The organism is Acidovorax sp. FG42 (assembly GCF_057809195.1).
Map to the genome: position 1 here is coordinate 90,257 of NZ_JBMDJM010000003.1, position 26,637 is coordinate 116,893.

General features: G+C 67.3%; 32 protein-coding genes. 17 read left to right on the top strand and 15 right to left on the bottom strand.

Annotated features, from left to right (window positions below):
- Positions 1 to 45: 45 nt before the first annotated feature.
- The 3 genes from ACODSM_RS04810 to ACODSM_RS04820 all read right to left on the bottom strand — a co-directional run bounded on the left by ACODSM_RS04810 (position 46) and on the right by ACODSM_RS04820 (position 2,716).
- Entirely contained in the window at positions 46 to 744 is a 699-nt protein-coding gene (locus tag ACODSM_RS04810) for an SDR family NAD(P)-dependent oxidoreductase (protein WP_488804494.1), read from the bottom strand.
- Positions 734 to 1,696, bottom strand: a complete 963-nt coding sequence (locus ACODSM_RS04815) for a Bug family tripartite tricarboxylate transporter substrate binding protein (protein WP_260666057.1) — start codon at positions 1,694 to 1,696, stop codon at positions 734 to 736. The genes ACODSM_RS04810 and ACODSM_RS04815 overlap by 11 nt, the downstream gene beginning before the upstream one ends.
- 81 nt (positions 1,697 to 1,777) lie before the next feature.
- Complete coding sequence (locus ACODSM_RS04820; protein ID WP_056745719.1) at positions 1,778 to 2,716, bottom strand: dihydrodipicolinate synthase family protein; 939 nt, start codon at positions 2,714 to 2,716, stop codon at positions 1,778 to 1,780.
- A gap of 118 nt (positions 2,717 to 2,834) precedes the next feature.
- Here ACODSM_RS04820 and ACODSM_RS04825 point away from each other — a divergent pair, with 118 nt between their 5' ends.
- Positions 2,835 to 3,782: a LysR family transcriptional regulator gene (locus ACODSM_RS04825; RefSeq protein ID WP_260666059.1), complete on the top strand. Its 948-nt coding sequence runs from the start codon at positions 2,835 to 2,837 to the stop codon at positions 3,780 to 3,782.
- Positions 3,783 to 3,815: 33 nt separating this feature from the next.
- On the opposite strand, the gene ACODSM_RS04830 is transcribed toward ACODSM_RS04825, so the two are convergent.
- Positions 3,816 to 4,283 carry a nuclear transport factor 2 family protein gene (locus tag ACODSM_RS04830; RefSeq protein WP_056059789.1) on the bottom strand — a complete coding sequence of 156 codons (468 nt, stop codon included), beginning with the start codon at positions 4,281 to 4,283 and terminating at the stop codon, positions 3,816 to 3,818.
- A gap of 89 nt (positions 4,284 to 4,372) precedes the next feature.
- On the opposite strand from ACODSM_RS04830, the gene ACODSM_RS04835 reads away from it, so the two are divergent.
- On the top strand, positions 4,373 to 4,981 hold the full coding sequence (locus ACODSM_RS04835) for a TetR/AcrR family transcriptional regulator (protein WP_488804495.1): 609 nt from the start codon (positions 4,373 to 4,375) through the stop codon (positions 4,979 to 4,981).
- Positions 4,982 to 5,033: 52 nt separating this feature from the next.
- On the opposite strand, the gene ACODSM_RS04840 is transcribed toward ACODSM_RS04835, so the two are convergent.
- Entirely contained in the window at positions 5,034 to 5,591 is a 558-nt protein-coding gene (locus tag ACODSM_RS04840; RefSeq protein ID WP_099731427.1) for a DUF922 domain-containing Zn-dependent protease, read from the bottom strand.
- 32 nt (positions 5,592 to 5,623) lie between these two features.
- Positions 5,624 to 7,258 (bottom strand): wax ester/triacylglycerol synthase family O-acyltransferase, encoded by a 1,635-nt coding sequence (locus tag ACODSM_RS04845; protein ID WP_488804496.1) that lies wholly within the window; start codon positions 7,256 to 7,258, stop codon positions 5,624 to 5,626.
- Positions 7,259 to 7,405: 147 nt separating this feature from the next.
- On the opposite strand from ACODSM_RS04845, the gene ACODSM_RS04850 reads away from it, so the two are divergent.
- Positions 7,406 to 7,660 carry an acyl-CoA-binding protein gene (locus tag ACODSM_RS04850; protein WP_060985084.1) on the top strand — a complete coding sequence of 85 codons (255 nt, stop codon included), beginning with the start codon at positions 7,406 to 7,408 and terminating at the stop codon, positions 7,658 to 7,660.
- 63 nt (positions 7,661 to 7,723) lie between these two features.
- Here the strand turns inward: ACODSM_RS04850 and ACODSM_RS04855 are convergent, their stop codons facing one another.
- Entirely contained in the window at positions 7,724 to 8,644 is a 921-nt protein-coding gene (locus ACODSM_RS04855; RefSeq protein ID WP_488804497.1) for a hydroxymethylglutaryl-CoA lyase, read from the bottom strand.
- 200 nt (positions 8,645 to 8,844) lie between these two features.
- Between ACODSM_RS04855 and ocd the strand changes: the two genes are divergently transcribed.
- Positions 8,845 to 9,909, top strand: coding sequence for an ornithine cyclodeaminase (gene ocd, locus ACODSM_RS04860; protein ID WP_488804498.1), 1,065 nt, complete (start codon positions 8,845 to 8,847; stop codon positions 9,907 to 9,909).
- A gap of 28 nt (positions 9,910 to 9,937) precedes the next feature.
- On the opposite strand, the gene ACODSM_RS04865 is transcribed toward ocd, so the two are convergent.
- The 3 genes from ACODSM_RS04865 to ACODSM_RS04875 are packed head-to-tail and all read right to left on the bottom strand — an operon-like array spanning position 9,938 to position 12,207.
- Positions 9,938 to 10,642: a nitroreductase gene (locus ACODSM_RS04865; protein WP_488804499.1), complete on the bottom strand. Its 705-nt coding sequence runs from the start codon at positions 10,640 to 10,642 to the stop codon at positions 9,938 to 9,940.
- 16 nt (positions 10,643 to 10,658) lie between these two features.
- A complete protein-coding gene (locus ACODSM_RS04870; protein ID WP_488804500.1) occupies positions 10,659 to 11,042 on the bottom strand; it encodes a polyhydroxyalkanoic acid system family protein in 384 nt (127 codons plus the stop codon).
- Complete coding sequence (locus ACODSM_RS04875) at positions 11,035 to 12,207, bottom strand: aminopeptidase (RefSeq protein ID WP_488804501.1); 1,173 nt, start codon at positions 12,205 to 12,207, stop codon at positions 11,035 to 11,037. Before ACODSM_RS04875 ends, ACODSM_RS04870 begins: the two co-directional genes overlap by 8 nt.
- Before the next feature lie 81 nt (positions 12,208 to 12,288).
- Between ACODSM_RS04875 and ACODSM_RS04880 the strand changes: the two genes are divergently transcribed.
- Positions 12,289 to 12,963 (top strand): DNA-3-methyladenine glycosylase I, encoded by a 675-nt coding sequence (locus ACODSM_RS04880; protein WP_488804502.1) that lies wholly within the window; start codon positions 12,289 to 12,291, stop codon positions 12,961 to 12,963.
- Positions 12,964 to 12,967: 4 nt separating this feature from the next.
- On the opposite strand, the gene ACODSM_RS04885 is transcribed toward ACODSM_RS04880, so the two are convergent.
- The 5 genes from ACODSM_RS04885 to phnF are packed head-to-tail and all read right to left on the bottom strand — an operon-like array spanning position 12,968 to position 16,734.
- Positions 12,968 to 14,167, bottom strand: a complete 1,200-nt coding sequence (locus tag ACODSM_RS04885) for an MFS transporter (protein WP_488804503.1) — start codon at positions 14,165 to 14,167, stop codon at positions 12,968 to 12,970.
- A gap of 39 nt (positions 14,168 to 14,206) precedes the next feature.
- Positions 14,207 to 14,629, bottom strand: a complete 423-nt coding sequence (gene arsC / locus ACODSM_RS04890; protein ID WP_488804504.1) for an arsenate reductase (glutaredoxin) — start codon at positions 14,627 to 14,629, stop codon at positions 14,207 to 14,209.
- Positions 14,626 to 15,240, bottom strand: coding sequence for a phosphonate metabolism protein/1,5-bisphosphokinase (PRPP-forming) PhnN (gene phnN, locus ACODSM_RS04895; protein ID WP_488804505.1), 615 nt, complete (start codon positions 15,238 to 15,240; stop codon positions 14,626 to 14,628). Before phnN ends, arsC begins: the two co-directional genes overlap by 4 nt.
- Positions 15,237 to 15,965 (bottom strand): DUF1045 domain-containing protein, encoded by a 729-nt coding sequence (locus tag ACODSM_RS04900; RefSeq protein ID WP_488804506.1) that lies wholly within the window; start codon positions 15,963 to 15,965, stop codon positions 15,237 to 15,239. Before ACODSM_RS04900 ends, phnN begins: the two co-directional genes overlap by 4 nt.
- Positions 15,952 to 16,734, bottom strand: a complete 783-nt coding sequence (phnF, locus tag ACODSM_RS04905) for a phosphonate metabolism transcriptional regulator PhnF (protein WP_488804507.1) — start codon at positions 16,732 to 16,734, stop codon at positions 15,952 to 15,954. The genes ACODSM_RS04900 and phnF overlap by 14 nt, the downstream gene beginning before the upstream one ends.
- Positions 16,735 to 16,809: 75 nt before the next feature.
- Here phnF and phnG point away from each other — a divergent pair, with 75 nt between their 5' ends.
- The 12 genes from phnG to ACODSM_RS04965 all read left to right on the top strand — a co-directional run bounded on the left by phnG (position 16,810) and on the right by ACODSM_RS04965 (position 26,613).
- Entirely contained in the window at positions 16,810 to 17,322 is a 513-nt protein-coding gene (gene phnG, locus ACODSM_RS04910) for a phosphonate C-P lyase system protein PhnG (protein ID WP_488804508.1), read from the top strand.
- A complete protein-coding gene (phnH, locus tag ACODSM_RS04915; protein WP_488804509.1) occupies positions 17,319 to 17,960 on the top strand; it encodes a phosphonate C-P lyase system protein PhnH in 642 nt (213 codons plus the stop codon). The genes phnG and phnH overlap by 4 nt, the downstream gene beginning before the upstream one ends.
- A 2-nt stretch (positions 17,961 to 17,962) precedes the next feature.
- Positions 17,963 to 19,066 (top strand): carbon-phosphorus lyase complex subunit, encoded by a 1,104-nt coding sequence (locus ACODSM_RS04920; protein WP_488804510.1) that lies wholly within the window; start codon positions 17,963 to 17,965, stop codon positions 19,064 to 19,066.
- Complete coding sequence (locus ACODSM_RS04925; protein ID WP_488804511.1) at positions 19,063 to 19,983, top strand: alpha-D-ribose 1-methylphosphonate 5-phosphate C-P-lyase PhnJ; 921 nt, start codon at positions 19,063 to 19,065, stop codon at positions 19,981 to 19,983. Before ACODSM_RS04920 ends, ACODSM_RS04925 begins: the two co-directional genes overlap by 4 nt.
- On the top strand, positions 19,980 to 20,441 hold the full coding sequence (locus ACODSM_RS04930; protein WP_488804512.1) for a GNAT family N-acetyltransferase: 462 nt from the start codon (positions 19,980 to 19,982) through the stop codon (positions 20,439 to 20,441). The genes ACODSM_RS04925 and ACODSM_RS04930 overlap by 4 nt, the downstream gene beginning before the upstream one ends.
- Positions 20,438 to 21,226, top strand: coding sequence for a phosphonate C-P lyase system protein PhnK (phnK, locus tag ACODSM_RS04935; RefSeq protein ID WP_055399975.1), 789 nt, complete (start codon positions 20,438 to 20,440; stop codon positions 21,224 to 21,226). Before ACODSM_RS04930 ends, phnK begins: the two co-directional genes overlap by 4 nt.
- Positions 21,223 to 21,954 carry a phosphonate C-P lyase system protein PhnL gene (phnL, locus tag ACODSM_RS04940; protein WP_488804513.1) on the top strand — a complete coding sequence of 244 codons (732 nt, stop codon included), beginning with the start codon at positions 21,223 to 21,225 and terminating at the stop codon, positions 21,952 to 21,954. Before phnK ends, phnL begins: the two co-directional genes overlap by 4 nt.
- Positions 21,951 to 23,105, top strand: a complete 1,155-nt coding sequence (locus tag ACODSM_RS04945) for an alpha-D-ribose 1-methylphosphonate 5-triphosphate diphosphatase (protein WP_488804514.1) — start codon at positions 21,951 to 21,953, stop codon at positions 23,103 to 23,105. The genes phnL and ACODSM_RS04945 overlap by 4 nt, the downstream gene beginning before the upstream one ends.
- Positions 23,106 to 23,321: 216 nt before the next feature.
- On the top strand, positions 23,322 to 24,182 hold the full coding sequence (phnC, locus tag ACODSM_RS04950; RefSeq protein ID WP_488804515.1) for a phosphonate ABC transporter ATP-binding protein: 861 nt from the start codon (positions 23,322 to 23,324) through the stop codon (positions 24,180 to 24,182).
- A 45-nt stretch (positions 24,183 to 24,227) separates the two neighbouring features.
- Positions 24,228 to 25,175, top strand: coding sequence for a phosphonate ABC transporter substrate-binding protein (gene phnD, locus ACODSM_RS04955; RefSeq protein WP_488804516.1), 948 nt, complete (start codon positions 24,228 to 24,230; stop codon positions 25,173 to 25,175).
- A 34-nt stretch (positions 25,176 to 25,209) separates the two neighbouring features.
- Positions 25,210 to 26,016: a phosphonate ABC transporter, permease protein PhnE gene (phnE, locus tag ACODSM_RS04960; protein WP_488804517.1), complete on the top strand. Its 807-nt coding sequence runs from the start codon at positions 25,210 to 25,212 to the stop codon at positions 26,014 to 26,016.
- 12 nt (positions 26,017 to 26,028) lie between these two features.
- Positions 26,029 to 26,613 carry a phosphonate degradation HD-domain oxygenase gene (locus ACODSM_RS04965; protein WP_488804518.1) on the top strand — a complete coding sequence of 195 codons (585 nt, stop codon included), beginning with the start codon at positions 26,029 to 26,031 and terminating at the stop codon, positions 26,611 to 26,613.
- Positions 26,614 to 26,637 lie beyond the last annotated feature (24 nt).

The following is a 26,637-nucleotide window of genomic DNA, read 5'->3' on the forward strand; positions in this document are numbered from 1 at the left end:
GCGTTCGTTGGCAAAGAGGAAAGAGAGCGGAATAAAGAGGACGGATCAGCGGGCGAGCGAAGAGCCTCCGCAGATCGCGATGTCCTGCCCCGTGATGGCGGAGGCAGGAGCGGACAGAAGAAATGCCACCAGCGCGGCAATCTCGGCGGGTTCGATCAGGCGGCCGATGGGCGGCAGGCGCGGCGCGCTGCCATCGCGCGCAGGGTCGCTCAGCATGCCGGTGGCGGTGGCAGCAGGCGAGACCACGTTCACCGTCACGCCTTGGGCAGCCACCTCGGCCGCCCAGCTGCGCGCCAGTGCGATCAGCGCGGCCTTGGTCGCGGCGTACTGCCCGCGCCCGGCCATGCCCTGGGCCACGCGGCTGCCAATGAACACCACTCGCCCCTGGCCACGCTGAGCCATGTCGGGCACGATGGCGTCGGCCAGGCGGGTGGCGGCGTCGACATGCAGCCGCCACATCAGCTCGCCGCCCGCATGGTCGAGCTGGCCCAGCGGCCCGACGCGCAGCACCCCCGCCGCGTGGACCAGCGCATCCACGTTGGGCAGCGCTGTGGATACGCGGGCAATGTCAACGTCGTCGGCAAGATTGACCGGCACGTGGATGAACGATGGATGGACGATGGATGGCTGGGCAACGTCCAGGCCGCTCACGCTCCAGCCGTCCGCGAGCAGCGATTCGGCGATGCTGCGGCCGATGCCGCTGCTGGCACCCGTGACGACAGCGTGGCGGGTGTTACTCGACACGGATATTCCCTTCGGTCACGATTTTTTGCGACCGTTCCATGTCGCTGCGCTGGAACTTGGCGAAATCCTCCACGCTGCCCGGCGTGGTCAGCAGCCCTTGTTCCTTGAGCTTGGGCGTCATCTCGGCCAGGGCCTTGTTCACCTCGGTGTTCAGCCGCTGGGTGATGTCCGCCGGCAGCTTGGCCGGTCCCCACAGGCCATACCAGCTGTAGAACTCGTAGCCCGGAATCGTCTCGCCCACCGTGGGCACGTCGGGCAAGCTCGCTGCGCGCTGGGCGGAGGTGACGGCCACCACGCGCAGCATGCCGCTCTTGTGGTACTGCAGAGACCCCAGGATGGGGTCGATGAACCCGTCGATCTGCCCGCCGATCAGGTCCTGGAACGCAGGCGCCGTGCCCTTGTAGGGCACGATCAGGTAGTCGAGGTTGCCTGCGCGCTTGAGCAGTTCGGTCGAGAGGTGCCCGGCCGACCCGATGGAGCCCACGGCGAAGGTCATCTTGCCGGGGTTGGCTTTGGCGTAGGCCATCAGCGACTTGATGTCGGTGACCGGCAGGTTCTTGTTGATGGCCACCGACAACGGGGCCTTGGCCACCAGCGCCACGGGCGTGAAGTCCTTGACCACGCCGTAGGGCACGGACTTCATGGTCATGGGCGCCGTGGTGAAGGTGGATGCGTTGAACAGCAGCGTGTAGCCGTCGGCCGGGGCCTTGGCCACCACGTCGCCGCCAATCACGCCATTGCCGCCCGCCTTGTTCTCGACGATGAAGTTCTGGCCCATCTGGTCGCTCAGCTTTTGCGCGAGCATGCGGCCCACGGTGTCGAGCGTGCCGCCTGGCGGAAAGGGGATGACCATCCGGATGGGCTTGGTGGGGTAAGCCTGCGCAAAGCTGCTGGCCGCCATCGCGAGCGTGGCTACACCCAGGGCGGCGCGGATGAAAAGGTGGCGTTGCATGGTGTCTTGTCTCCTTGTCGGTTTTCTTGTGTGCAATGAGGCGCGGGGGACTCAAAATCCCCCGAGCCTCGCAGGGACCGCTCAGCGCTTGAGCAGGCCGGCCTGCTTCACTGCAGCGCGCAGCGCTTCGACTTCCTTGGCGTTGGGCGCCTCGGTCGGTGGGCGCACGGTGGCGTCGTCGATCACGCCTGCCAGGTACATGCCACCCTTCATGCGGGCGTGGGCCTCGCCAGTGGGCTCGCCGCCGCCATACACCGCGTCCTTCAGGGGCGTGATGACAGCCTGCACCGCCATGGCTTTCTTCAAGTCGCCGGCCTTCACCGCATTCCACAGATCGATGATGAGCTGGGGGATGAAGGTCGCAAAACCCACCAGCGCGCCGTCCACGCCCTGCACCATCGAGGCCAGCAGGTACTCGTCGTGGCAGGTCAGGATGGCCTTGGACGCGTCGGCCTCGCGGATCGCCTGGATGTCGCGGGCGTACTTGTTCATGTCGCGCTGGCCCACCTTGAAGGCCTGCAGGTAGGGCAACCGGGCCAGGTCGGCCAGCAGCTGCGACGAGTACGAGGCACGCGTCCAGGCCGGGTAGACGTGGCAGACCAGATCGGCGTTGGGCGCCGCCTTGTGGATGGCCTCGAAGTACTGCAGTGCATGGCCGGGCGTGAAGCCAAAGCGCAGCCAGTGGTGCGGGGGCATCACGTCCAGCGCCACGGCACCAGCCTCGACGGCAGCACGGGCATGGTCGGCCGCGTCGGCCAGGCCTTCGCAGACGATGGACGAAATGACAGGCATGCGCCCCTTGAGTTCGTCGGCCACGATGCGGGTGACCTCGGCGCGTTCAGCCGGTGTGAGGGAGAACACCTCGCCGGTGTGGCCGTTGGTCATGACGGCCACCACGCCCTCGTGGCCCGCCAGCCAGGCGGCGAGCTTGCGCAGCGCGGGCTCGTCGATGCGGTGGTCGGGGGTGAAGGGGCACGAGATGGCGGGGATGATCCCGCGATAATTCGAGATGGCAGGCATGCTTTCTTGTCTCCGTTGGAAAAGCTGGTGAACAACGGGGTGGATCATTCCGCGCCATGCTGCAGCGGTCCAATACTCGAATCGCATACAACTATCTACCGATCCATCGCGGAGACACATGGGACCCGGCAACCGACCCCTGGACCTGGAATGGCTGGAGGATTTCCTCGCCCTGGCCGAGACGGGCAATTTCTCGCGCGCAGCGGAGGCCCGCGCCATTGCCCAGCCCGCCTTCAGCCGCCATATCCGCGCGCTGGAGGACTGGGTGGGCGTGGAGCTGTTCGACCGCAGTGCCCATCCCGCGGCGCTCACGGCGGCAGGCCAGCGCTTTCTGCCGCTGCTCGAAACCATCCTGGCCAATCTGGAGGCTGCCCGCATCAAGGCCCGTGCTGCACACGACCTGGCGGCTGCCAGCCTGCGCTTTGCGGCCACGCACGTGCTCTCGCTCACGTTCTTTCCGCGCTGGCTGGTGGGCATGGAGGCGCGCCTGCGGCTGGGGCCCATCCAGACCATGTCCGACAGCTCGCAGGCCTGCGAAGACCTGATGCTCCAGCGGCGTGTGCAGTTTGTGCTGTGCCATGGCCATGCCGAGGTGCCGGGGCGCCTGGACGAGGCGCAGTACCCCATGTGCCGCCTGGCGGACGACCGGCTGCTGCCAGTCAGTGCGCCACAGCCCGGCGGCGCAGCAGGCCAGCCGATGCATGCGCTGGGCCAGCAGGCCCCGGTGCCCGTGCTGGCCTACAGCGAGGCGTCGGGCCTGGGCCGCATCATGCGGGCCCGCATGCGCGGGGTGTTCGCTGACGGTGCTGACGGCCCGGTGGCGGTGGTGTTCACCGCGCACCACGCGGTGTTGCTCAAGACCCTGGCCCAGGAAGGGCGGGGCGTGGCCTGGCTGCCCGAAAGCCTGATTGCCGACGAGTTGCGCGCCGGCACGCTGGTGGCCGCCGGGGGCGCCGACTGGAACGTGCCGGTGCAGATTCGCCTGTACCGCCAGCGCGCCGAGATGTCGCCAGTGGCCGAGTCCTTGTGGGAACTGGCGGTGGCGCAGGTGGCGCCGCAGGCCTGAGCGCTTGCCGTCCCCCTGGCTGGCAGCCGATTCTTAAAGGCCCAGGTCGCTCAGCCCCGGATGGTCGTCCGGCCGGCGCCCCAGCGGCCAGAAGAACAGCCGGTCTGCGGCCTGGATGGGGCGGTCGTTGATGCTGGCGTGGCGCACGGCCATCAGGCCTGCGTCGTTGAACTCCCAGTTCTCGTTGCCATAGCTGCGGTACCACTGGCCGGCGTCGTCATGCCATTCGTAGGCAAACCGCACGGCGATGCGGTGGCCGCTGAACGCCCACAGCTCCTTGATGAGGCGGTAGTCCAGTTCGCGTGCCCACTTGCGCTCCAGCAGCTGCCGGGCGGCCTCGCGGCCCACGGGGAACTCGGCGCGGTTGCGCCAGCGCGTGTCCTCGGTGTAGGCCAGGGCCACGCGGGCAGGGTCGCGCGAGTTCCAGCCGTCTTCGGCCAGGCGCACTTTCTGGACGGCGGTGTGTTGGGTAAAGGGGGGCAAAGGCGGGCGTGTTTCCATGGGAACCTCGACGGTGAAGGGTTGATGTAGACAGGTCTGTCTACGTGCCATCATAAAGCCATGTAGACAGACTTGTCTACAATGAGCGAATGACCTTTGATCCGCTCCCCCCTGGCTGGCAAGACCTGCCCGCCCGAGACCGCCTGCTGCACACGGCGCACGCGCTGTTCTACCGGGATGGCATCCGCGCCACGGGCATCGACCGGGTGATTGCGGAGTCTGGCGTGACCAAGGTGACCTTCTACCGGCATTTCCCGAGCAAGAACGCGCTCATCTGTGCGTATCTGGAGTACCGGCATGCGGGCTGGATGCGCTGGTTCGCCGACGCGCTGCAGCGCCATGCGCACGCGCTGCCCACAGGGGCGGATCGCACGCCAGCATTGGCGCCCGCCCTGGCGGAATGGTTGGGCAGCAAGCACTTTCGGGGCTGTGCGTTCATCAACAGCGTGAGCGAGCTGGGAGACACCGTGCCGGAGGTGCTGGAGATTGCGCAGCGCCACAAGCGCGACATGACGGCGTTGCTGGCTGCCTTGTTGCCAGCGCCTTCCCACCGTGCGCAGGACGCGCAGGCGCTCACCCTGGTGGTGGAGGGCGCCATCGTGCGTGCGCAGATGGGCGAACCCGTGGCCGCTGTGGTGGCCGCAGTGTCCCGCCTGACGGATGCGTTGGTGGCGGCGCCTCCTCAGCGCAAGGGGTGAGCCTGTCGGTCGATAGAAAAGATGGGAACGCTCCTGGTGGTCGACCGGGCGGTCAGTCCAGTCGCGCGCCTTGTGTGGCACCGTGGCGGGTGCGCTGGTCGTACTGCTTCTCGCGCGCCACGTGGTCCTGCAGCAGCCGGTGGCCCAAGGCGTTGGCTTCGCGCTCCAGCGTGGCGCAGTCGGACGCTGCGGGCATCTGGCGGATGGCCTGGTCAATGGCCTGCGCTGCGTCGCGCCCGATCTGCACATGGCCTTGCTCGTGGTGGGACAGCGCCTGCAAATAGCGGTCAAAAACCGCCTGCTGCGACGGGCTGGCGGCCTGCAGGTCGGGCAGCTGCACTTCGGTGCGCAGCCGGGTGTTGACTTCGGTGATCGCACAGCGGCCCGAGGCTTCGCGCCACCAGCGGAAGGTCCAGCGCACGTTCCAGCGGGTGTAGCCATGAAAGCGCTGTCCACCCACCGAAATGGGGGTTGCAGCATGCAGGGCCTCGCGCAGTGTCTCTCCGGGCTGGGCGCGCACCACGTAGGGCCGCTGGGTGCTTTCTTCCTCCACGGCCGCGTGTGCCCCGCCCGCAGACAGCAGCAAGGCCACCACCCACCCCAGACGCACGCAGGGTGGTGGCTCTGGCAACGCAGATGCGTTCAGTCGCCCCACGGCAGCATCAGCGTGAGCAGCGACAGCTGGTCGAACTCGGGCGCAAAGGCATCAATGATCTGCTGCGGCTCGGGGCACAGGGTGGTGTCGGTGATCACGCCAAACTGCACGCCGCCGCCGTAGCTGAGGATGGAGACCCCCAGGCCGATGTCACCCGACTGCGGTACCCAGAACATGCACTGCGTGACGCGTGCGCCGCACAGCGTGAGCTGCTCCTTGGGGCCGGGCACGTTGGTCATCACCGCCGTGGTCTTGCGGCCAAACAGGTTGAGCAGTGCGTCCTGCGCGGGCTTGATCATCAGGCCTGCCACGGCGAGCATGGCAAACGCCAGGATGGGCTGGGTGCTGCCCTTGAGCGCGTTCATGCGCTTGCGCACTTCGTACACGCGCTCGACTGGGTTGGCCACGCCAATCGGCAGCACCAGCGGCACCAGGCCAAAGCGGTTGCCCAGCTTCCAGGCCTCTTCCATGGGGCGCAGATTCACCGGGATCATCGCGCGGATCTCCTGGCCCGTGGGGTCGTCGCCCTGGCTGCGCAGGTAGCCGCCGATGGCGCCCGCCACACACGACAGCAGCACATCGTTGATGGAGCAGTTGAGCGCCTTGCCGATGGCCTTGACCTCTTCGAGCGGAATCGGCGGGCACCAGGCCACGCGCTTGGCGCTGCCGGGCTGGCCCTTCAGGCGCGTGGGCGAGTCGTCAGGCATCAGCGCCAATGCCGCCGCATCGCTGACGAGCTGGTAGGCCACGCGGGCCATGTCCATGGTGCCGGTCAGCCCGTGGTGCATGGCCTTTTCCGGGTCCCCCAGCATCTGCAACGACTTGGCGGCGCTGTCGCCCGCCAGGTCCAGTGCCTTGACGGTGAGGCCGGTGAAGGGCTTGATGAGTGCGTCGGCGATCCAGTCCTCGGCGGTAGCGGCTTCCTTATCTGCCCGCGCCTTGCGCTTGGGGGGCTCCGAGCCGCCATCGACCAGCGACATGGTCACCGAGATGAGTGCAATGCCGTCGGCAATGCAGTGGTGGATGCGCACGATGAGCGCGCTGCCTTTCGCGCCGTCATCACCCACAAAGTCTTCGATCAGGTGCATTTGCCACAGCGGGCGGCGTGTATCGAGCGGTTGCATGGCGAGTTCGCCCACGCGGTCCTGCAGTGCGCGCTGCATGCTGTGGCCTGTGCGGTGGGGCAGCTTTTCGCGCAGCACATGCGCAGCGATGTCGAAGTTGCGGTCCTCCACCCAGGTGGCGCCTGCGGCATCTTCCACCACCCGCTGGCGAAAGCGCGGGTACTGCAGCAGGCGCTGCTGTACACGTTCGCACAAGGCCTCCCAGGTGATGCCGGGTGACAGGGTCCACACGCCGTTGATCATCATCAGGTTGCTGTGCGAATCCATGCGCAGCCAGGCGGTATCGACCTTGCTCATGCGTTCGCCCGACAGGCCCAGCATGCCGGTGGCCGCGCGGCGCACGTTCTTCTGCACCACGGTGGCGGCCTTGCGGGCTGCGGGGGGCAGGGCCTGGGCCGCCTTGCGCGCCACATCAGGCCCTTGGTCGCGCAGGGTGCGCAGGGGGCTTGTGCTGTGGCCGGGTGCGGCTTTGCGGGGGGCGGGAATGCGGGTCACCATCAGATGTACACCTATTGTTTGATTTTTGGGGGCTTGCCTCTATGGATTGAGCGGCCCCGGGCCATGCTCAGCCCGTAAGATACAACGCAGCAAACCCTTGCCGACACCGTTCTTTCCCTCCCCCATACAAACCCAAGGAGCACCGACATGGCCGACCTGAACGCCACCTTCGAAGCCGCTGTGGCCAATTCCAAGAACCTGAGCGAGCGCCCCGACAACGCCACGCTGCTCAAGATCTACGCGCTGTACAAGCAGGCCACCGCTGGCGACAACACCGAGAAGAAGCCCAGCTTCTCCGACATGGTGGGCCGTGCCAAGTGGGACGCCTGGGAAAAGCTCAAGGGCACCAGCGCCGACGAGGCCAAGCAGCAGTATGTGGACCTGATCACCTCGCTGAGCTGATACGGCGTACTCCCAAAGAAAAAGGCGACCAAGGTCGCCTTTTTCTTTGGGTGCAACGGCGGTCTAACGCTGAACCCACCCCTTGGGCAATCCCGCCTCCGGCGTCATCCCATAGACCGGCTCGTCCGGCAGCCCCGCCTGCAGCGGCGCGCGCGCGGCCATCAGGCGCTCCAGGTCCACCCCCGTGGTGATGCCCATGGCCTCAAACATGAACACCAGGTCTTCGGTCACCACATTGCCCGACGCGCCCGGCGCATAGGGGCAGCCGCCCAGGCCGCCCAGCGACGCATCAAAGGTGCGCACCCCCACGTCGTAGGCCGCCAGGCAGTTGGCCAGGCCCAGGCCCCGGGTGTTGTGCATGTGGGCGGCTCCGGCCTTGGCGCCCAGTTCGGCGCGCAAACGCGTGAACAGGCGGCGCACCTGGGCCGGGTTGGCCATGCCGGTGGTGTCCGACAAGCCCACCTCGTCGGCACCCGCCTCGGCACACAGGCCGGCGAGCCAGATCACATCGTCCTCGGGCACCGCGCCTTGCAGCGTGCAGCCAAAGGCGGTGGACAGCCCTACCTCCACCAGCACGCCAGGCGCCTGCTCGTCACGCAGCTGTGCCACGGCACGCACTTCTTCGACCATGGCTTCGCGCGTCTTGCGCACGTTGGCCAGCGAATGGGCCGCGCTGGCCGACACCGGCAGGGTGACCTTGTGCACGCCCGCCGCCAGCGCGGCCTCGGCCCCACGCAGGTTGGGCGCCAGCGCCATCACGGTGATGCCGGGGTGGGTGAGCGCGTGGCGCACTACTTCGGCCACATCGGCCATCTGGGGCAGCAGGCGGGCGGGCACGAACGAGCCGACTTCGATCTCGCGCAGGCCGGCCGCCACCAGCGCGTCGATCCAGCGCAGTTTGTCGGCCGTGGGCATGGTGGCCTGAACGGACTGCAGGCCGTCGCGCGGGCCGACTTCGCTGATGAGGATTTCTGGGGACGTCATGGTGCGGGGCAAATCAAGCGGCAGAGGATAGCGCGCGGGCTGGGCCAAACGCAGCCCTGGGCTTTTGAGCAAAGTGGCAATTTTGGCTGGCATACCGGCAAACTGCCCTGCAATAGGCGGCAGTTTGGGCGATTCCCATTGTTTTTCCGCTTCGGGACACTGCCTGTAGACGCATACATCGGCACCCGGAGACCTACACCATGGCTACCCCCCAGCACTTTTCCACCCTGTATCTCAGCGCCCCTGATGTGATCGCGCTGGTGCAGCGCAAGGGCATCGAGGCCTGCCTGCGCGGCATCGCCGACTACATCCAGGCTGACTTTCTGCGCTGGGGCGCCTTCGACAAGTCCGCACGTGTGGCCAGCCACTCCCGCGACGGCGTGATCGAACTCATGCCGATTGCAGATGGGCAGACCTATGCATTCAAGTACGTCAACGGCCACCCCAAGAACACGCGCTGGGGCTTGCCGACCGTGATGGCGTTTGGCGTGCTGGCCGATGTGTCCACGGGCGCGCCGCTGCTGTTGAGCGAACTCACCCTCACCACCGCGCTGCGCACCGCCGCCATGTCGGCCGTGGCCGCACGGGCCTTGGCCCGCCCCGGTGCCCGCACCATGGCGCTGATTGGCAACGGTGCACAGAGCGAGTTCCAGGCGCTGGCCTTTCACCATCTGCTGGGTATCGACTCCCTGCGTTTATTCGACACCGATCCGGCTGCAACGGCCAAGCTGCAGGCCAACCTGCAAGGCACGGTGGGCCTGCGCCCCGTGGCCTGCACCAGCACGGCCGAGGCCGTGCGCGGCGCCGACATCGTGACCACGGTGACGGCCGACAAGACCAACGCCACCATCCTCACGCCCGACCTGCTGGCGCCCGGCATGCACATCAACGCGGTGGGCGGCGACTGCCCCGGCAAGACCGAGATGCATGCCGACGTGCTGCGCCAGGCCCAGGTGTTTGTGGAATACGCGCCGCAAACGCGCATCGAAGGCGACATCCAGCAACTGCCGCCTGACTTTGCAGTGACCGAGCTGTGGCAAGTGTTGGCGGGCCAGCATGGCGGGCGCGCCAGCGATGCGGCGGTGACGGTGTTCGACTCGGTAGGCTTTGCGCTGGAGGACTTTTCTGCGCTGCGCTTCCTGCGCGACGCGGCGGCCGAGCTGGGCATGGGCCAGCCCATCGAACTCATCCCCCAGCTGTCCGACCCCAAGAACCTGTTTGGGTTGCTGCATACACGCAGTCCCCTGCTGCGTGTTGTAGCCTGACGCCCGTCAGGTCCCGCCTCTCGGCGTCTCAGTCCTTCCACACCACGCTGCTGGCCGGGTCGGCGCGGGTGGTGCGGAAATGGTTGGCCGGGTGGGCTGGGTCTGCCATGCCGAACGAAATGCCGCAGACGATGCTGCGGTCTTCGCCAATGCCCAGCACGTCACGCAGCACGCCGGGGTAGGAGGCCAGCGCGGCCTGCGCGATGGAGCCCACGCCCAGGCTGTGCGCGGCCAGCATGAAGTTGCTCACATACGCACCGCAGTCCACCGCGCCGTACACGCCCAGGGCCTCGTCGCTGGTGACGATGGCCACATGCGGCGCACCAAACATGGTGAAGTTCTGCGCCGCCTGGCGCGCCGAAGCTTCGCGGTCGCCCTTGGCAATGCCCAGGGATTCGTACAGGCCCCAGCCGCATTCGCGCCGCCGCTCCTGGTACACGCCCCGGTATTCGCGGGGCCAGGGCAGGTCGGGCTGGGGTGCCGCGGCGAGCATGTGGGATTGCAGGGCGCTGCGCAGACGCGCCAGCGCAGCGCCGCTGGCAATGGTGAGTTGCCAGGGCTGCGCGTTGCACCACGAGGCCGTGCGCTGCGCGGCGGCCAGGATGGCTTCGATGGTGCTGCGCGGGAGCGGCTCGGGCAGAAAGGCGCGGCAGCTGTAGCGGGTGCGCAGCAGCGTGGAGAGGGTGTCAAACGCCGGGCTGTGGGCGCTGGCCTCGTTCGCGGTGGATGTCATGGCGGGGCCCTTGCGGCTAGGCCTTCTTGGCCTTGGCGGCAGGCTTGCCGGCATCCGTGTCTGTCGCCGCTTTCTTCTTGTCGGCCGCTGGCTTCTTGGCACTGGGGTGGGGCGCGTTGAGCAGGGCGTCCAGCTGCTCGCCAATTTCGGCCTCGATGCGGTCCTTGAACGCGCCGAACAGAAAACCGAGCTGTGCCTTCATCTCGAACTGGTGGGCATCCACCAGCAGCGTGCCCTTGACGCCCGAGCGGGTGAAGGTGAGCAGGTCTTCCTTGTCGCCCTCTTCGTAGGTGCATTCCATGTCGAATTTTTCTTCGGCCTTCTCGGCCCAGGAGAAGGCGACCTTGCGGGCTTCCTTGAAGCCCAGATGGTGTTCGCGGTGGATATGAATGTCAGGCACCGGCTGTCTCCTTGAGGTGTTGGGGGTCAGGTAAAAGGGCGCGCAGTGCGTCGTGCCGCTCGGGCTGGGGCTGCTGCGCCAGTTGTCGTATGGCATCATAAAACCGGGGCCAGTTGCGGCCCTCGCGTTCAAACAAGGCCTCGAACGCGGGCACCAGTTCGTCGTAGGCGGCCTGGGCGGCAAAACTGGCGTTGTTGGCCTGGGCCACCCAGCGGTCGTAGCCTGCCACCTGGGCGGTGGTGGCCCGGGGGGGCGTGCCGCCGGGCGCGTCCAGCCAGCGTGCGCGCAGTGCGGCATAGTCGTCGCGAAATGCTTGCATTGCTTCCTTTTTCATAGCGCTCAAGGCATGATCTTCTAGCGCTTGAAGCTCCTTTTGCTCATAAATGGCCGCCAGGCGGGTGCGCGTGGCCCGGGTGAGCATGCGGAAGGCGCTGCGCCGCGCTTCGCTGGTGGCGTAGGCCTCGCGCGCGGCGGGGGTGGATTGCGTGGCCAGCCACTGCGCCACGCCGAGGCGCTCCACCGCCGTGGCAAAGGACTCGTTGAACAAGGTGTCGTTTTGGGCGTAGACCACCTGGTGCGCCAGCTCGTGGAACAGCAGGCGCACAAAGTCGCCCTCGGGCCAGGCGATGAAGGTGGACAGCAGCGGGTCGCCGCCCGCCCAGTTCATGTAGCCCAGCGTGGAGTACGCGGGGACGCCGTACACCTCCACCTCCAGGCCCTGCGCGGCCAGCTCAGCGGCTTCGGCCTGAGCTGCGGCCTCGGTGAAGTAACCCCGGTAGCCGATGCAGCCTGTGACCGGGAAGCACCAGGTGTGCAGCGTCAGCGAATAGGGCGGTGCAGCCACCACGTTCCACACGGCGGCGGAGCGCTTCAGGTCGGCATAGCGGCGGTAGCTGGCGTTGTCGGGCAGGCCGAGTTCGGTGACCGCAAAGGCCCGCGCACGTTGCGCCAGCTGCAGCCGCTCGCGCAGGGCGGGCGAGATGTCCTTGCGCACTACCCAGTCGTCAATGGGTTCTGCGGCATGCATGATCTGCATGTGCCCGCGCAGCGATTGCCAGTAGTAGCCCCAAGCGTTGGAGGGGCCGGTGGTGCTGGCGCAGCCGCCCAGCACCAGGCAAAACATCAGGCTGAAAGTGACCCGCAGGCGGGAAAGTGGCTCACGCATGCAGTGCAGTTTATGGGCAGATCGGGCCCTTTGTCTCCGCCCTGTCAGCAGCCGGCTGCGGTGGTTTCTAGAATGCCGCGCATGACCCCCCCGACTGCTCAAGATCCTGCTCGCCCACCCGCACTGGCCGACGGCCTGTTTGCCGACGAATCCGGTTGCCCGCGTTGCACCTGGTGCCAGGCCACGCCGCTGTACCGCCACTACCACGATACCGAGTGGGGCTTCCCGGTGGCGGACGACCGCCGGCTGTTCGAGAAGATCTGCCTAGAGGGTTTTCAGTCGGGCCTGAGCTGGCTCACCATCCTGAACAAGCGCGAGGGCTTTCGCGCAGCGTTCGCGAACTTCGACGCCGAGCAGGTCGCGGCCTTCGGCCCGGCCGAGGTTGAGCGCCTAGTGCAGGACGTGGCCATCGTGCGCCACCGGGGCAAGATCGAGTCCACCATCAACAACGCGCGCCGCGTGCTGGAGCTGCGGCGCGAGTTCGGCTCGCTGGCGCACTACGCCTGGCGCTACGAGCCCGCCGCCACCGACCGGCCCGAGCGCCTCACGCGCGAAGTGGCGCGCACCCTGTCCACTTCGGCCGCATCCATCGCCATGTCCAAGGACCTGAAGAAGCGCGGCTGGAGTTTTGTGGGTCCGACCACGGTCTACGCCTTCATGCAGGCCATGGGGCTGGTGAACGACCACCTGGAAGGTTGCCATTCGCGCCCCGCAGCGCTCGCTGCGCGCGAGGCGTTTGTGGTGCCGCGCGCCTGATCGTTCAGGACCGCGCCATAGGCCGCAACAGCCACAGCGCTGCCAGTGCGGCCAGGCCCAGCAGCGTGGTGAGCCACAGGGCGGCGGCTCCAGCGTGGTCCAACGCCATGCCAAACAGCACCGGTGCAAACGCCTGCGCCACACGGGCGGGCACCATCATCAGGCCCTGGCGTGCGCCATAGCCCGCAGGGCCAAACAGCACCAGCGGCAGCGTGCCCTTGGCAATGGTCAGGATGCCGTTGCCTGCGCCATGCAGCAGGGTGAACACTGCAGCTGCAGGCCCGCCCAGCACCATCAGCAGGCCCGCGCCCACAGGGTGTGCGGCGGCAGCCAGCTGGGCCGACAGCAGCGGGTGCAGGCGGCGCAGCAAGCCAAACTCCAGCAGGCGCGCCGCCACCTGTGCCGGGCCCACCAGCGCGGCCAGGGCCACTGCCGCCTGCAGCGACGTGCCGCTGGCCTGCAGCAGGCGCGGCAGGTGCGCCGCCATGGCGGTACTGGTGAACCAGGTGACGGCGAACACAAACGACAGCAGCACGGTGGTGCGCAGCGGGTGGGTGGCAGCGGACGGGGCGGTTGCAGCCGGTGCCGAGGTGGCCGCCACAGGTTCATCCGCCGAAGGTGGGGACGGCTTCTTTGCGGTGTCGGCACGGGGCAGCCAGCCGTTGAGCGGCACGCCCACCAGCAAGTGCAGGGCAGCCCAGCCCGCACACGCGCCGCGCCAGCCCCATTGCGTCTCCATCCAGGCCGACAGCGGCCAGCCCACGGTGCTGGCAAATCCCGCAATCAGCGTGATGCCGGTGATGGCGCCGCGTGCGCCCTGGCCGTACAGGCGCACCAGCGTGGCAAACGCAGCCTCGTACAGGCCCGAACCCATGGCCACGCCCATCAACACCCAGGCGGCAAACAGACCCACGGGGCCTTGCGCCAAGGCCATGCCCGTCAAAGCAGCTGCAAACAACAGGTTGGTGCCCACCAGCACCGGGCGGCCGCCGTGGCGGTCAATGGCCCGGCCCGCGAAAGGCCCGAGCAGCGCCGACACGATGAGCGCCACCGAAAACGCCGCGAACACGGTGGATGTAGCCACGCCCAGGTCGTGCGCCATGGGCGCGGCCAGCATGGCGGGCAGGTAGTAGGACGAGGCCCAGGCCAGCGTCTGGGCCGTGCCCAGGCGCGCCACGGTCCAGCGTTGCGAGGCGGCGCTCATGCCGCGTGGTGGGCTATGGCGGGGGCGCGCGAGGTTGCCTCAGACACGCTGGCCCTGCGCGTTGATGACGACTTCGCCATCCTCCTTGGTGAAGGCACCTTGCTGGGGCGCGGGCAGAATGTCCAGCACCTTCTCGGAAGGGCGGCACAGCCGTGTGCCCAGGGGCGTGACCACGATGGGGCGGTTGATGAGGATGGGATGCTGCAGCATTGCGTCGATGAGTTGCGCGTCGGTGACACCTGGTGCGTCCAGCTGCAGCTCGGTGAAGATCGCTTCCTTGGTGCGCACGGCGTTGATCACCGGCTCGCCCATGGCGGCAATCAGCGCTACCAGCGTGGCGCGGTCGGGCGGGGTTTTCAGGTATTCGATGACCTCGGGCTCCGTACCGCTGTTACGGATCATGGCGAGGGTGTTGCGGGACGTGCCGCACTTTGGGTTGTGATAGATCGTGATGGTGGTCATGGCGTGCTGGAAAGGATGGGAGCGATGGGCGAAAGTTTGCCACTGCGCCGAGGCCAGCCCGGCAAATTTTCCAGCGCGTTCAGCAGCCGCTGGCCCGCATCGCCCAGCGCGCCGTCGTTGTGCACCTCCAGGCTGGCGGCTCCCGGGGGCGGGGTATAGGCCAGTGCGCGCTGCACCCGGGCCTCCACCTCTTCGCGCGTCTCGCGGCCGCGCGACAGCAGGCGCTCGCGCAGCACCTGCGGGCTGGCGGTGATGTGCACGGCCACCAGGTCCGGGAACCGCACCAGGGCCTCAGGCAGGTAGGCGCGCGAGCCATTGAGCAGTACCCAGTGGCCCTGCGCCAGCGGCGCCAGTTGTGCATGCCGCACGCCGTAGCCCAGGCCGTTGGCTTGCCAGTGCAGGGCAAACGCGTGCTCGCTGCACAGCGCTGCAAACGCTGCGAGCGAAACGCTGTCATGGGCTTCGCCGCCGGACGTGGCGGCACGGCTGATGGTGCGCTGCGCCCAGTGCACGGGGCAGGGCTGGGGCAGGTGCGTGCGCAGCCAGCCCAGCAGGCTGTCCTTGCCCGCGCCTGAGGGGCCCATGCAGTAGACCAGCCGACCGGTGGTCATGCGCCCATCTCCAGGTGGTCCAGCAACACAAAGTCCGCGCCCGGCGTGGGCTCTGCGAACAAGGCGAGGCTGTTGAATTTGAGGATGGGCAGGTCGGAGAAGAACTCCTGCGCGGCTTCGAACACCAGCGACTGGGTGGGTGCGTCTACCTGCGCCAGGCTGCCGGTGAGAGACATGTGAAAGCGGAATTCGTCCAGCACAAACGGGTAGCCCCATTGCTGCAGCAGTGCGTCTTGCCGGGCGGTGAGCACCGCTGCACGGCGCCGGGCCAGGTCGGCTTCGGACAGGGGCGCGGCCAAGGGCTGCAGCGCGGTCACGCAGGTGGCAGCGGTTTCCTGGATCTGCGCATTGGCGGGGTGCAGTGCGGGGGGCACCAGCGCCAGAAAGTCGTCGATGCGTTGCACCTGCAGCGGCGGCAGCACAAAGGGTTGCAGCCCGCGTGCCACCTCCTGCACGGCCTGGTGCAGCGTGATCCAGTCGGTGCCGGGCGCCAGCGCAAACGGCGCCTTGAGCGTGGCGTGCCATCCGTAGCGCCGGGGTGCTGCGGTCAGGCGGTGCAGCGTGTCGGCCGCCACGCCGTCAATGGCCAGCTGCTGCAGCGGCTGCAGCAACGCAGCGCAGCGCCCCAGCCAGTGGCTGCCGGCCAGCCAGCCCAGGCTGCCCGGGTTGGGTGCGAAATAGACCGCATAGCGGTGGTGGGTGGGTGGCATGTCAGGCGTGTTCATTGTGGTCAATCGTCAGTTTCACGCGGTCGCCCGCAAACCAGGCACGGGCCCATTCGATGGGTGTGCCCTCCAGGTCCACGTTCAGGCTCTCTACCTGCAGCACGGGGCGTGACGTAGGTTGGCGCAGCTGGGCGGCCACTTCGGGGCTGGGCAGCTCGGCGGTGATGCGGCTTTCGCGGCGCGTGTAGTCGGCCACACCGTGGGCGGTGAAGCCTGCGGTGATGGAGCCTGTCTCGCGCACCACGGCCGCTAGGTTGTCGAAGCGCGGCAGGGGGAAGTAGCGCTCGCTGATGTGCAGGGGCTGGCCTTCGGCGTCGCCCCGCACGCGCAGCGCCAGCATCGGGCTGCGCGCGGGCACCTGCAGTGCCTTGGCCAGCGCCGCCGTGGCGCGCGTGGTCTGGGCCTGCAGCACCACCAGGCTGCCGCGCAGCCCCGCCTGTGCCAGGCCCTGCTGGTGGCGCGTGCGCTTGCCCAGCACCAGGTCCACCGCAAAGTCTTCCACATAGGTGCCACTGCCCTGCGTGATGCGCACCAGCCCCTGGCTGCACAGGCTGGCGAGGGAGCGGCGGATGGTGTGCCGGTTCACGCCGAACTGCTCTGCCAGCGCGTGTTCCGAGGGCAGGCGCTGGCCCGGCGGATAGACGCCGCTGCCGATGGCCTCGGCCAGCTCGGCGGCTATGCGCGTCCAGAAACTGTCGCGCGCGGGGCGCAGTGGTGGTGCTTGAGGGACCTGTAACGGGGTCGTGAGAGAGGTGGTGCTGGCTGTCATGAAACCTACATGCGCGCTCTTTAAGCTGGCGCCAGTTGTTCAATTTGTCTATACAACTTTCAGGGTACCACTTCCATGTTTCAAGCCTTTGACAACCCGGGGCCGGGCCGCCCCCTGGGCCGCGCGCAGTGGATGGCGCTGCTGGCCCGGGCGCCGCTGGGGCTGCTCGAATCTGCCTTGCACGAGCATGCCACGCGCCCCGCGCGCTGGCTGCGTGCGCCAGAGACCGGCCTGATGATGGTGCAGGGCCGCGCCGGTGGCACGGGCGAGTGCTTCAACCTGGGCGAGGTCACCGTCACCCGCTGCGCGCTGCGCGTGGCCGACGCATCGGACGCCGCCGAGGCCACTGTGGGCGTGGCCTACGTGCTGGGTCGCTCGCACCGCCAGGTGCAGCTGGCGGCCCTGGCCGATGCGCTGCTGCAAGACCCTGTTCAGCAACCGGTGCTGGACGCACAGCTGCTCGAACCCATCCGCAACCACCTGCGCAACACCCAGGCCGAGCGCCAGGCGCGGGCTGCCAGCACCAAGGTGGACTTCTTTACCGTGGCGCGCGAGAGCGGTGCCGACAACGACGAGGACACCGAATGAGCACGACCCCCTTGGCATCGCTGGGTGCCGGATTCTCGAACGAAGCCCTTGGCAGCCAGGCGGTGTTCCGCGCGGTGCTGCAGGCGCTGTCGCATCCCGGCCGCACGGTGGCGGTAGAACACGACGCGCAAGCTCCTGCCGTGGGGCATGCCGCATCGGCTGCCGTGCTGCTGGCGCTGCTCGACAGCGACTGCACGTTGTGGCTCTCGCCCAGGCTGGCAAACAGCGATGCCGGTGCCTGGCTGCGCTTTCACACAGGCTGTACTTTGGTGGCCGACGCTGCGCAAGCCCGTTTTGTGTGGGTGGCGCAGGGTGATGCGCTGCCTGCCCTGAACCGTCTGGCCCTGGGCACCGACATCTACCCCGACCAATCAGCGACTTGCGTGGTCGATGTATCGCGTGCCGCCGCCACCACGGTGGACGCGAGTGATGCATGGCACTTGCGCGGCCCCGGCATTCGGGATGTGGCGGACTTGCAGGTGGATGGTTTGCCCGACGACTTCGAGACCCAGTGGGCGGCTAACCATGGGGTGTTTCCACGCGGTGTGGATCTGCTGCTGGCCACTGCGGACCACATCGTGGGTCTGCCACGCACCACGCGGGCAACGCGCGGTGCCACTGCCCTTCAGGAGGCCTGAGCATGTACGTAGCCGTCAAAGGCGGGGAAGCCGCCATTCTCAACAGCTACCAGCTGCTGGCGCGCCAGTGCCGGGGCGATGTAGCACAGCCCGAACTCTCGGTGCCGCAGATCCGCCAGCAGCTCAAGCTGGCCGTGGATCGGGTCATGACCGAGGGCTCGGTGTACGACCCCGAGCTCGCGGCCCTGGCCATCAAGCAGGCTGCGGGTGACCTGGTGGAAGCCATCTTCCTGCTGCGCGCCTACCGCGCCACGCTGCCGCGCCTGGGCACGACCTGCCCGCTGGACACCAGCCGCATGGCGCTGGACCGGCGCATCTCCGCTACGTTCAAGGATCTGCCCGGTGGCCAGGTGCTAGGCCCCACCTACGACTACACGCAGCGCCTGCTGGACTTCAAGCTGCTGGCCGAAGGCACGGTGACGCCGCCTGCCGCTGCAGTAGCCGTGGTGCCACCCAGCCCCACGCCGCGTGTGGTGGATCTGCTCAACCAGGAAGGCTTGATCGAAACCCGCCCCGTCCCCCCAGGCGACCCCGCGCCCACGGACCTGACCCGCGAGCCGCTGCGCTTCCCCGCCAACCGGGCCACGCGCCTGCAAAACCTGGCGCGCGGCGACGAGGGCTTTTTGCTCGCCATGGCGTATTCCACACAGCGCGGCTACTCGCACTCGCACCCCTTTGTGGGCGAGGTGCGCCTGGGCACGGTGGCGGTGGAGATCGAACCCGAAGAACTCGGCTTTGCCATCGACATCGGCGACATAGAGATCACCGAGTGCGAGATGGTGAACCAGTTTGCGGGCAGCAAGAGCCAGCCGCCGCAGTTCACGCGCGGCTACGGCCTGGCGTTTGGCCACAGCGAGCGCAAGGCCATGGCCATGAGCCTGGTGGACCGCGCGCTGCGCGCCGACGAACTGGGCGAGCCTGTGGAGTCGCCTGCGCAGATGCAGGAATTTGTGCTGGGCCACAGCGACAGCCTGGAGGCTTCGGGCTTCGTGCAGCACCTGAAGCTGCCGCACTACGTGGACTTTCAGTCCGAACTGGAGCTGGTGCGCAAGATGCGCGCCGCAGCCGCCCACCCCACTACCCCCGTCGAGGAGGACGCCGCATGAACGCGCCCATGGAATCCGCCGTGATGGGCCTGCCCGCCGACGCCGCGCCGGTGGACGGCCACTTCAACTTTGCCTACCTGGACGAGCGCACCAAGCGCATGATCCGCCGCGCCATCCTCAAGGCCGTGGCCATCCCCGGCTACCAGGTGCCGTTTGGCTCGCGCGAAATGCCCCTGCCCTACGGCTGGGGCACGGGCGGCATCCAGGTCACCGCGTCCATCATCGGCCCAGAGGACTGCCTCAAGGTCATCGACCAGGGTTCGGATGACACGGTCAATGCGGTCAACATTCGCCGCTTTTTTGAGCGCACCACGGCCGTGGCCACTACCACCCGCACGCGGGAGGCCACGCTGATCCAGACGCGCCACCGCATCCCCGAGACGCCGCTGGCCGAAGGCCAGGTCATCGTCTACCAAGTGCCCGTGCCCGAGCCCATGCAGCGCCTGGAGCCGCGCGAGACCGAAACGCGCACCCTGCACGGCCTGGCCGAGTACGGGCTCATGCATGTCAAGCTCTACGAAGACATCGCACGCTACGGCCACATTGCCACCACCTACGACTACCCCGTGCTGGTCAATGGCCGCTATGTGATGGCGCCGTCGCCCATCCCGAAGTTCGACAACCCCAAGATGCACTTGAACCCCGCGCTGCAGCTGTTTGGCGCGGGCCGCGAAAAGCGCATCTACGCCGTACCGCCCTACACGCCGGTGGAGAGCCTTGGTTTTGAAGACCACCCGTTCGAGGTGCAGCGCTGGGATGCCGCCTGTGCGCTGTGCGGTGCCACCGACAGCTTTCTGGACGAGGTCATCACCGACGACCAGGGCGGGCGCATGCATGTGTGTTCCGACTCGGACTACTGCCAGGAACGCCAGGCGGAGCAGGCTGAATCGGCGGTGGAACAAGGCGGCGCCGCATGAGCGCCGTGCAGATCCACGAAGCCCGGCAGGCCGACCTGGAGAGCGTGCTGGCCCTGTACGCCGCGATTGAGGACAGCCCCGCCGACGTACTGACACTGGAAGAAGCCCAGGCCGTGTGGGCCCAGTTTGCGCGCTACCCCAGCTACCGGCTGTGGGTCGCTTGCGACCCCGCGCAGCACGGCGCGGTGGTGGGCACCTATGCGCTGCTCGTCATGCACAACCTGGCGCACCGGGGCGCGCCCTCGGCCATCGTCGAAGACGTGGTGGTGGCACAGCACCAGCAGGGCCGTGGCATTGGCCGCCAGATGATGGCCCACGCCATGCAGCAGGCGCGTGAGGCGGGCTGTTACAAGCTCGCGCTCTCGTCCAACGCCCGCCGCAAGGGGGCGCATGCCTTTTATGAATCCCTGGGCTTTGCACAGCACGGCCTGAGCTTTGTCGTCGAGACCCTCACATGAATCACCCCGAACCTTCTGCGCCGCTGCTGAGCGTGCGCAACGTCAGCAAGCGCTATGGCGACCGCGTGGCGCTGCAAGGCGCGTCCTTTGACCTCTGGCCCGGCGAGGTGCTGGCCGTGGTGGGCGAGTCGGGCTCCGGCAAGTCCACGCTGCTGAATGCCATTGCGGCGCGCAGCGCGCCGGACGAAGGCACGGTGCAGTTCCGCCAGCGCAGCGGCGAGTTGCAGGACATCTATGCCATGACCGAAGCGCAGCAGCGCCTGCTGGCCCGCACCGACTGGGGCTTTGTGCACCAGAACGCGGCCGACGGCTTGCGCATGGATGTATCTGCTGGTGCCAACGTGGGCGAGCGCCTGATGGGCCTGGGTGAGCGCCACTATGGCCGCTTGCGCGCCACGGCCACGGAATGGCTGCAGCGCGTGGAGATTGATGCTGCACGTATCGACGATGCGCCGCGCACCTTCTCAGGCGGCATGCGCCAGCGCCTGCAGATTGCGCGCAACCTCGTCACCCAGCCCCGCCTGGTGTTCATGGATGAGCCCACCTCGGGGCTCGATGTTTCGGTGCAGGCGCGCCTCTTGGACCTGCTGCGCCAGCTCACGCGGCAGATGCAGCTGGCCGCCATTGTGGTCACACACGACCTGGCCGTGGCGCGCCTGCTGGCGCACCGCATGGTGGTCATGCAGCGCGGCCGCGTGGTCGAGGCGGGCCTGACCGACCAGGTGCTCGACGACCCGCAACACCCCTACACCCAGCTTCTTGTTTCTTCGGTACTGCAGCCATGAACCCACCTTCCATTGCGCCCATTCTCCAGATGCAAGGGGTGGCCAAGCGCTTCACCCTGCACCACCAGAACGGTATCGAACTGTCTGTGCTCGCCCAGGTGGACCTGGCCGTGCAGCCCGGCGAGTGCGTGGTGCTTGACGGCCCCTCGGGCATGGGCAAGAGCACGCTGCTCAAGATGATCTACGCCAACTACCGGGCCAATGCCGGCCGCATCACCGTGCGCTCGTCCGATGGCACCGTGGTGGACGTGACGCAGGCCACGCCGCGTGCGCTGGTGCAGCTGCGCCGCGACACCGTGGGCTATGTGAGCCAATTCCTGCGGGTCATCCCGCGCGTGTCGGCCCTGGATGTGGTGGCCGAGCCGCTGGCCGAAGACGCGGGCGACGACCCCGTGGGCATCGAGGCCGCGCGCGAGGCCGCCCGCCAGTGGCTGACCCGCCTGCGCATCCCCGAGCGGCTGTGGCACCTGCCGCCTGCCACCTTCTCGGGCGGTGAGCAGCAGCGCATCAACATCGCCCGCAACATGATCAAGCCCAAGCCGCTGCTGCTGCTGGACGAGCCGACTGCATCGCTCGACGCGGCCAACACAGAGACCGTGATTGCCATGATCCGCGAGGCCGTGGCGCGCGGCGCGGCCCTGGTGGGCATCTTTCACGACGCGCAGGTGGGTGCCGCTGTGGCCACGCGCCGCGTGAATGTGGGTGACTTCCGGGGGGTATCGGCATGACCGCGACCGTGTTCAAAAACGCCCGCATGGTGCTGCCGGGCGAAGTGGTGTTGGGCAGCCTGCAGGTGGATGCTGGGCGCATCGCGTCGGTGGACGGCGGTGGCACATCGGCGTTGCAGGGCATTGACCTGGGCGGCGACTACCTGCTTCCGGGCCTGGTGGAAATTCACACCGACAACTTCGAGCGCCACCTCATGCCGCGCCCCAAGGTGCAGTGGGCCGAGATGCCCGCGCTGCTGGCGCACGACGCCGAGATTGCGGCCGCAGGCATCACGACGGTGCTGGACGCGCTGGGCGTGGGCGAGGCCGATGTGGACAGCCTGCGCGGCAGTGCCTGGAACCGCGTTCTCGATACCATCGACACCTGCACCGAGCGCAACCTGCTGCGGGCCGACCACCACCTGCATGTGCGCTGCGAGCTGCCCGCGCCCAACACCATCGACCTGTTCGAGCCGTTCCACGGGCACCCGCGCCTGTCGCTGATCTCGCTGATGGACCACACCCCGGGTCAGCGCCAGTGGGAGAACATCGAGCAGGCACGCACCTACTACACCGGCAAGAAGGGCTGGAGCGCCGAGAAGTTCGAGCGCCAGGTGGCGCACGCGGCCACGCTGCAGGCGCAGTACGCCGAGCCGCACCGTGCGTACTTCGTGGACTATTGCCGTACGCACGGCATCTCGCTGGCCAGCCACGACGACACCACGGTGGCGCACGTGGAGCAGGCCCATGCCGAAGGGGCTGCGATGTCGGAGTTCCCGACCACGCTGGCCGCGGCCCAGGCTGCACATGAGCGTGGCTTGCTCACCGTGATGGGTGGGCCCAATGTGGTCCGTGGTGGCTCCCACTCGGGCAACGTGGCGGCGGCCGATCTGGCACGCCGGGGGCTGCTGGACATCCTCTCGTCCGACTACGTACCCGGCAGCCTGCTGAGCGCGGTGATGCGGCTGGTGCAGGACGACATCCTGCCCCTGCCGCAGGCCGTGGCCACCGTCACCCGCAACCCAGCCAAGGCTGCGGGCATGGCCGATCGCGGCGAGCTGGCCCCTGGCCTGCGCGCAGACCTGGTGCAGGTGCACATGGCCGAACTGCCCGATGGCGGCCGCCAGGCCGTGGTGCGTGGCGTGTGGCGCGAAGGGCAGCGCGTGCTGTAAGAGCGGCTAAAAAACTCCCCTGGCGTCGTTGTCTCGCCTTGTCGTACTACTTGTACTGTCTGCGGCGAAACGCCTAGCCAGGGCCGCTTCGCTGAGTTTTGTTAGCCGCTCTAAATCGGCGTCTGACATCCAAACTTCTCCCAACTGTCAAAGCACTGTCACGCCCCGCAACCAAACTTCGGTTGTCTAGACGACTTAACCCTCCAGGAGGCTGCCATGACTGCCGCACTGCACATCCACCAACTGAACAAGCATTTCGCCAACGGCAAACACGCCCTGCGCGACATCAACCTCACCGTGCAGCGCGGCGAGATGGTGGCGCTGATTGGTGCCTCGGGCTCGGGAAAGTCCACCCTGCTGCGTCATGTGGCGGGCCTGGTGGTGGCCGATGCGTCCAGCGATTCGCTGATCGAGGTGGATGGCCGCTGCGTGCAGCAGGCGGGGCGCATTCACAGTGACATCCGCAAGGTGCGTTCGCAGGTGGGCTTTGTGTTTCAGCAGTTCAACCTGGTGGACCGCTTGCCCGTGCTGATGAACGTGCTGGTGGGCCTGCTGCACCGCACGCCCTGGTGGCGCGGCTGGCTGCGCATGTTCAAGCCGCAGGAGCGCGCGCTGGCGCTCGAAGCGTTGCACCGCGTGGGCATTGCCGAGTGCCATGCGCAGCGCGCGTCCACCCTATCAGGCGGGCAGCAGCAGCGTGCCGCCATTGCCCGCACGCTGGTGCAGGGCGCCAAGGTGGTGCTGGCCGACGAGCCCATTGCGTCGCTCGACCCGGAATCGTCGCGCAAGGTCATGGACATCCTGGCTCGCATCAACCGCGAAGACCGTTGCACCGTCATCGTGTCGTTGCACCAGGTGGATGTGGCCATCAAGTATTGCCCGCGCGTGGTGGCTCTGCACCATGGGCAGGTGGTGTATGACGGCCCTTCGGCGGCCCTTACGCCTGCGTTGCTGCGTGGCCTGTATGGCGTGCAGGCCGATGAAATCCTCTCGGATGCATCCAGCGCCCACCCTGCATCTGCGAATGCCCCCATGCCTGCGCCGCAGTGGTCGCCCGTCATGGTGCAGGCCGCCTGAACGGCCTTTCGGTTCCTTTCATTTCCTTTCTCTGGAGCTTTCAACATGTTCAAGAAACTGTGTGCTGCCCTGACACTCGGGCTGGGATTGACCACGGGCGCGTTGGCCCAGGACATCAACTTCGGCATGATCTCGACCGAAGCCACGCAAAACCTCAAGGCCGACTGGCAGCCCCTGCTGGACGACATGGCCAAGCAGACGGGCCTGAAGATCAACGCCTTCTTTGCGTCCGACTACGCGGGCCTGATCGAAGCCATGCGCTTCAACAAGATGCAGGTGGCCTGGCTGGGCAACAAGTCGGCCATGGAAGCCGTGGACCGCGCCAACGGCGAAGTCTTTGCACAGATGGTGAATGCCGACGGCACCCAGGGCTACTACTCGCACCTCATCGTGCACAAGGACAGCCCCCTGGCCAGCCTGGATGACGTGCTCAAGAACGGCAAGTCGCTGAGCTTTGGCAATGGCGACCCCAACTCCACCTCGGGCTTCCTGGTGCCCGGCTACTACGCGTTTGCGCAGAACAAGATCGATGCGAAGACGCACTTCAAGATCACCCGCAGCGCCAACCACGAGACCAATGCGCTGGCCGTGGCCAACAAGCAGGTGGATGTGGCCACCAACAACAGCGAGAACCTGGAAAAGATCAAGGAACGCCAGCCCGAGAAGTTCAAGGACATCAAGATCGTCTGGACTTCGCCGCTGATTCCGCTGGACCCGCTGGTCATGCGCAAGGACCTGCCCGATGCCACCAAGACCAAGATCCGCAACTTCTTCTACAACTACGCCAAGACCGATGCGCGTGAGAAGGAGATCGTGATGAAGATCTCCAAGCTGTCGGGCTTCAAGCCCTCGACCAACGCCCAGCTCACGCCCATCCGCCAGCTCGACCTGTTCGGCAAGCGCAACAAGATCGAGGCCGACGCCACCTTGGCCGATGCCGACAAGAAGACCCGCCTGGCCGAGATCGACCAGCAGCTGGCGTCGCTCAAGTAATCCGCCGCTTGGTGGTTCTGGCCCGGGTGTCCCCATGTCCTCAACATTGAATCCTTCTCTGGCCACGCTGGCCCGCACCACGTCGCCCAAGCGCAGCCTGGCCTGGTATCTGTCGTGGGGCATCCTGCTGGTGTTGCTGGCCGCGTCCTGGCAAGGTGCCGACATGCGCCCGCTGGCCCTGTGGAACGACTCGGGCAACATGGTCAGCTACGCGGCGGAGTTCTTTCCGCCCAATTTTGCGCAGTGGCAAATCTATGTGCAGGAGATGCTGGTCACGCTGCAGATCGCGCTGTGGGGCACGGCACTCGCCGTGATCACCGCCGTGCCGCTGGCGCTGCTGGCCTCGTCCAACATCGTGCCCTGGTGGGTGTATCAGCCGGTGCGCCGCGTGCTGGACGCGTGCCGCGCCATCAACGAAATGGTGTTTGCCATGCTGTTCGTGGTGGCCGTGGGCCTGGGGCCGTTTGCGGGCGTGCTGGCGCTGTGGATCCACACCTCGGGCACGCTGGCCAAGCTGTTCTCTGAAGCCGTGGAAGCCATCGACCCGCAGCCCGTGGAGGGCATCCGCTCCACCGGCGCGAGCGCGCTGCACGAGATCATCTACGGCGTGATCCCGCAGGTGATGCCGCTGTGGATCTCGTACACGCTCTCCCGCTTTGAAGCCAACGTGCGTTCGGCCTCGGTCGTGGGCATGGTGGGGGCAGGTGGCATTGGCGTAGTGCTGTGGGAAATCATTCGCGGCTTTCAATACGCCGAGACCTGCGCGGTGATGCTCATCATCGTGGTGACGGTGAGCGTGATTGACCTGGTCTCTGCGCGTATTCGTAAAGCGTTGGTCTGACAAGGAAAGACGATGGCATTGAGCCTGGAAGACATTGCCCACCTGCTCGCCACCCGGGGCGTGAATCAATATGGCCGCGAGGCGGTCAGCCAGCTGGAGCATGCCTTGCAGTGCGCGCAGTGGGCAGAAAAGTCGGGCGAGACCCCCGCGACGGTCGCAGCGGCTTTGCTGCACGACCTGGGCCACCTGCTGGCACCCGGTGGCGACACGACCGAGCAGGACGACCTGCACCAGTACATGGCCATCCCGTTCCTGCGGGGCCTGATGCCCGACGCGGTGCTGGAACCCATCCGCCTGCACGTGGATGCCAAGCGCTACCTGTGCACCATGGAGCCGGGGTACTGGGAGACGCTGTCACCCGCATCGCAGCACAGCCTGGTGCCGCAGGGCGGGCCCTTTACGCCCAAAGAGGCGATGCAGTTTGCGGCCCAGCCGTTTGCACAAGAGGCCATCCGCCTGCGCCGCTATGACGACCATGCCAAGGTGCCGGGGCTGGTCACGCCACCGCTGGGTTACTACATGGCGCTGGTGCAGCGCCTAGTGCAAGCCCCGGCGGTCGTTGCGGTTGCGGTGGACCACGCTCCGGTAGCCGCGTAAACAGCGGCGTGGTGGGGCCGGGAC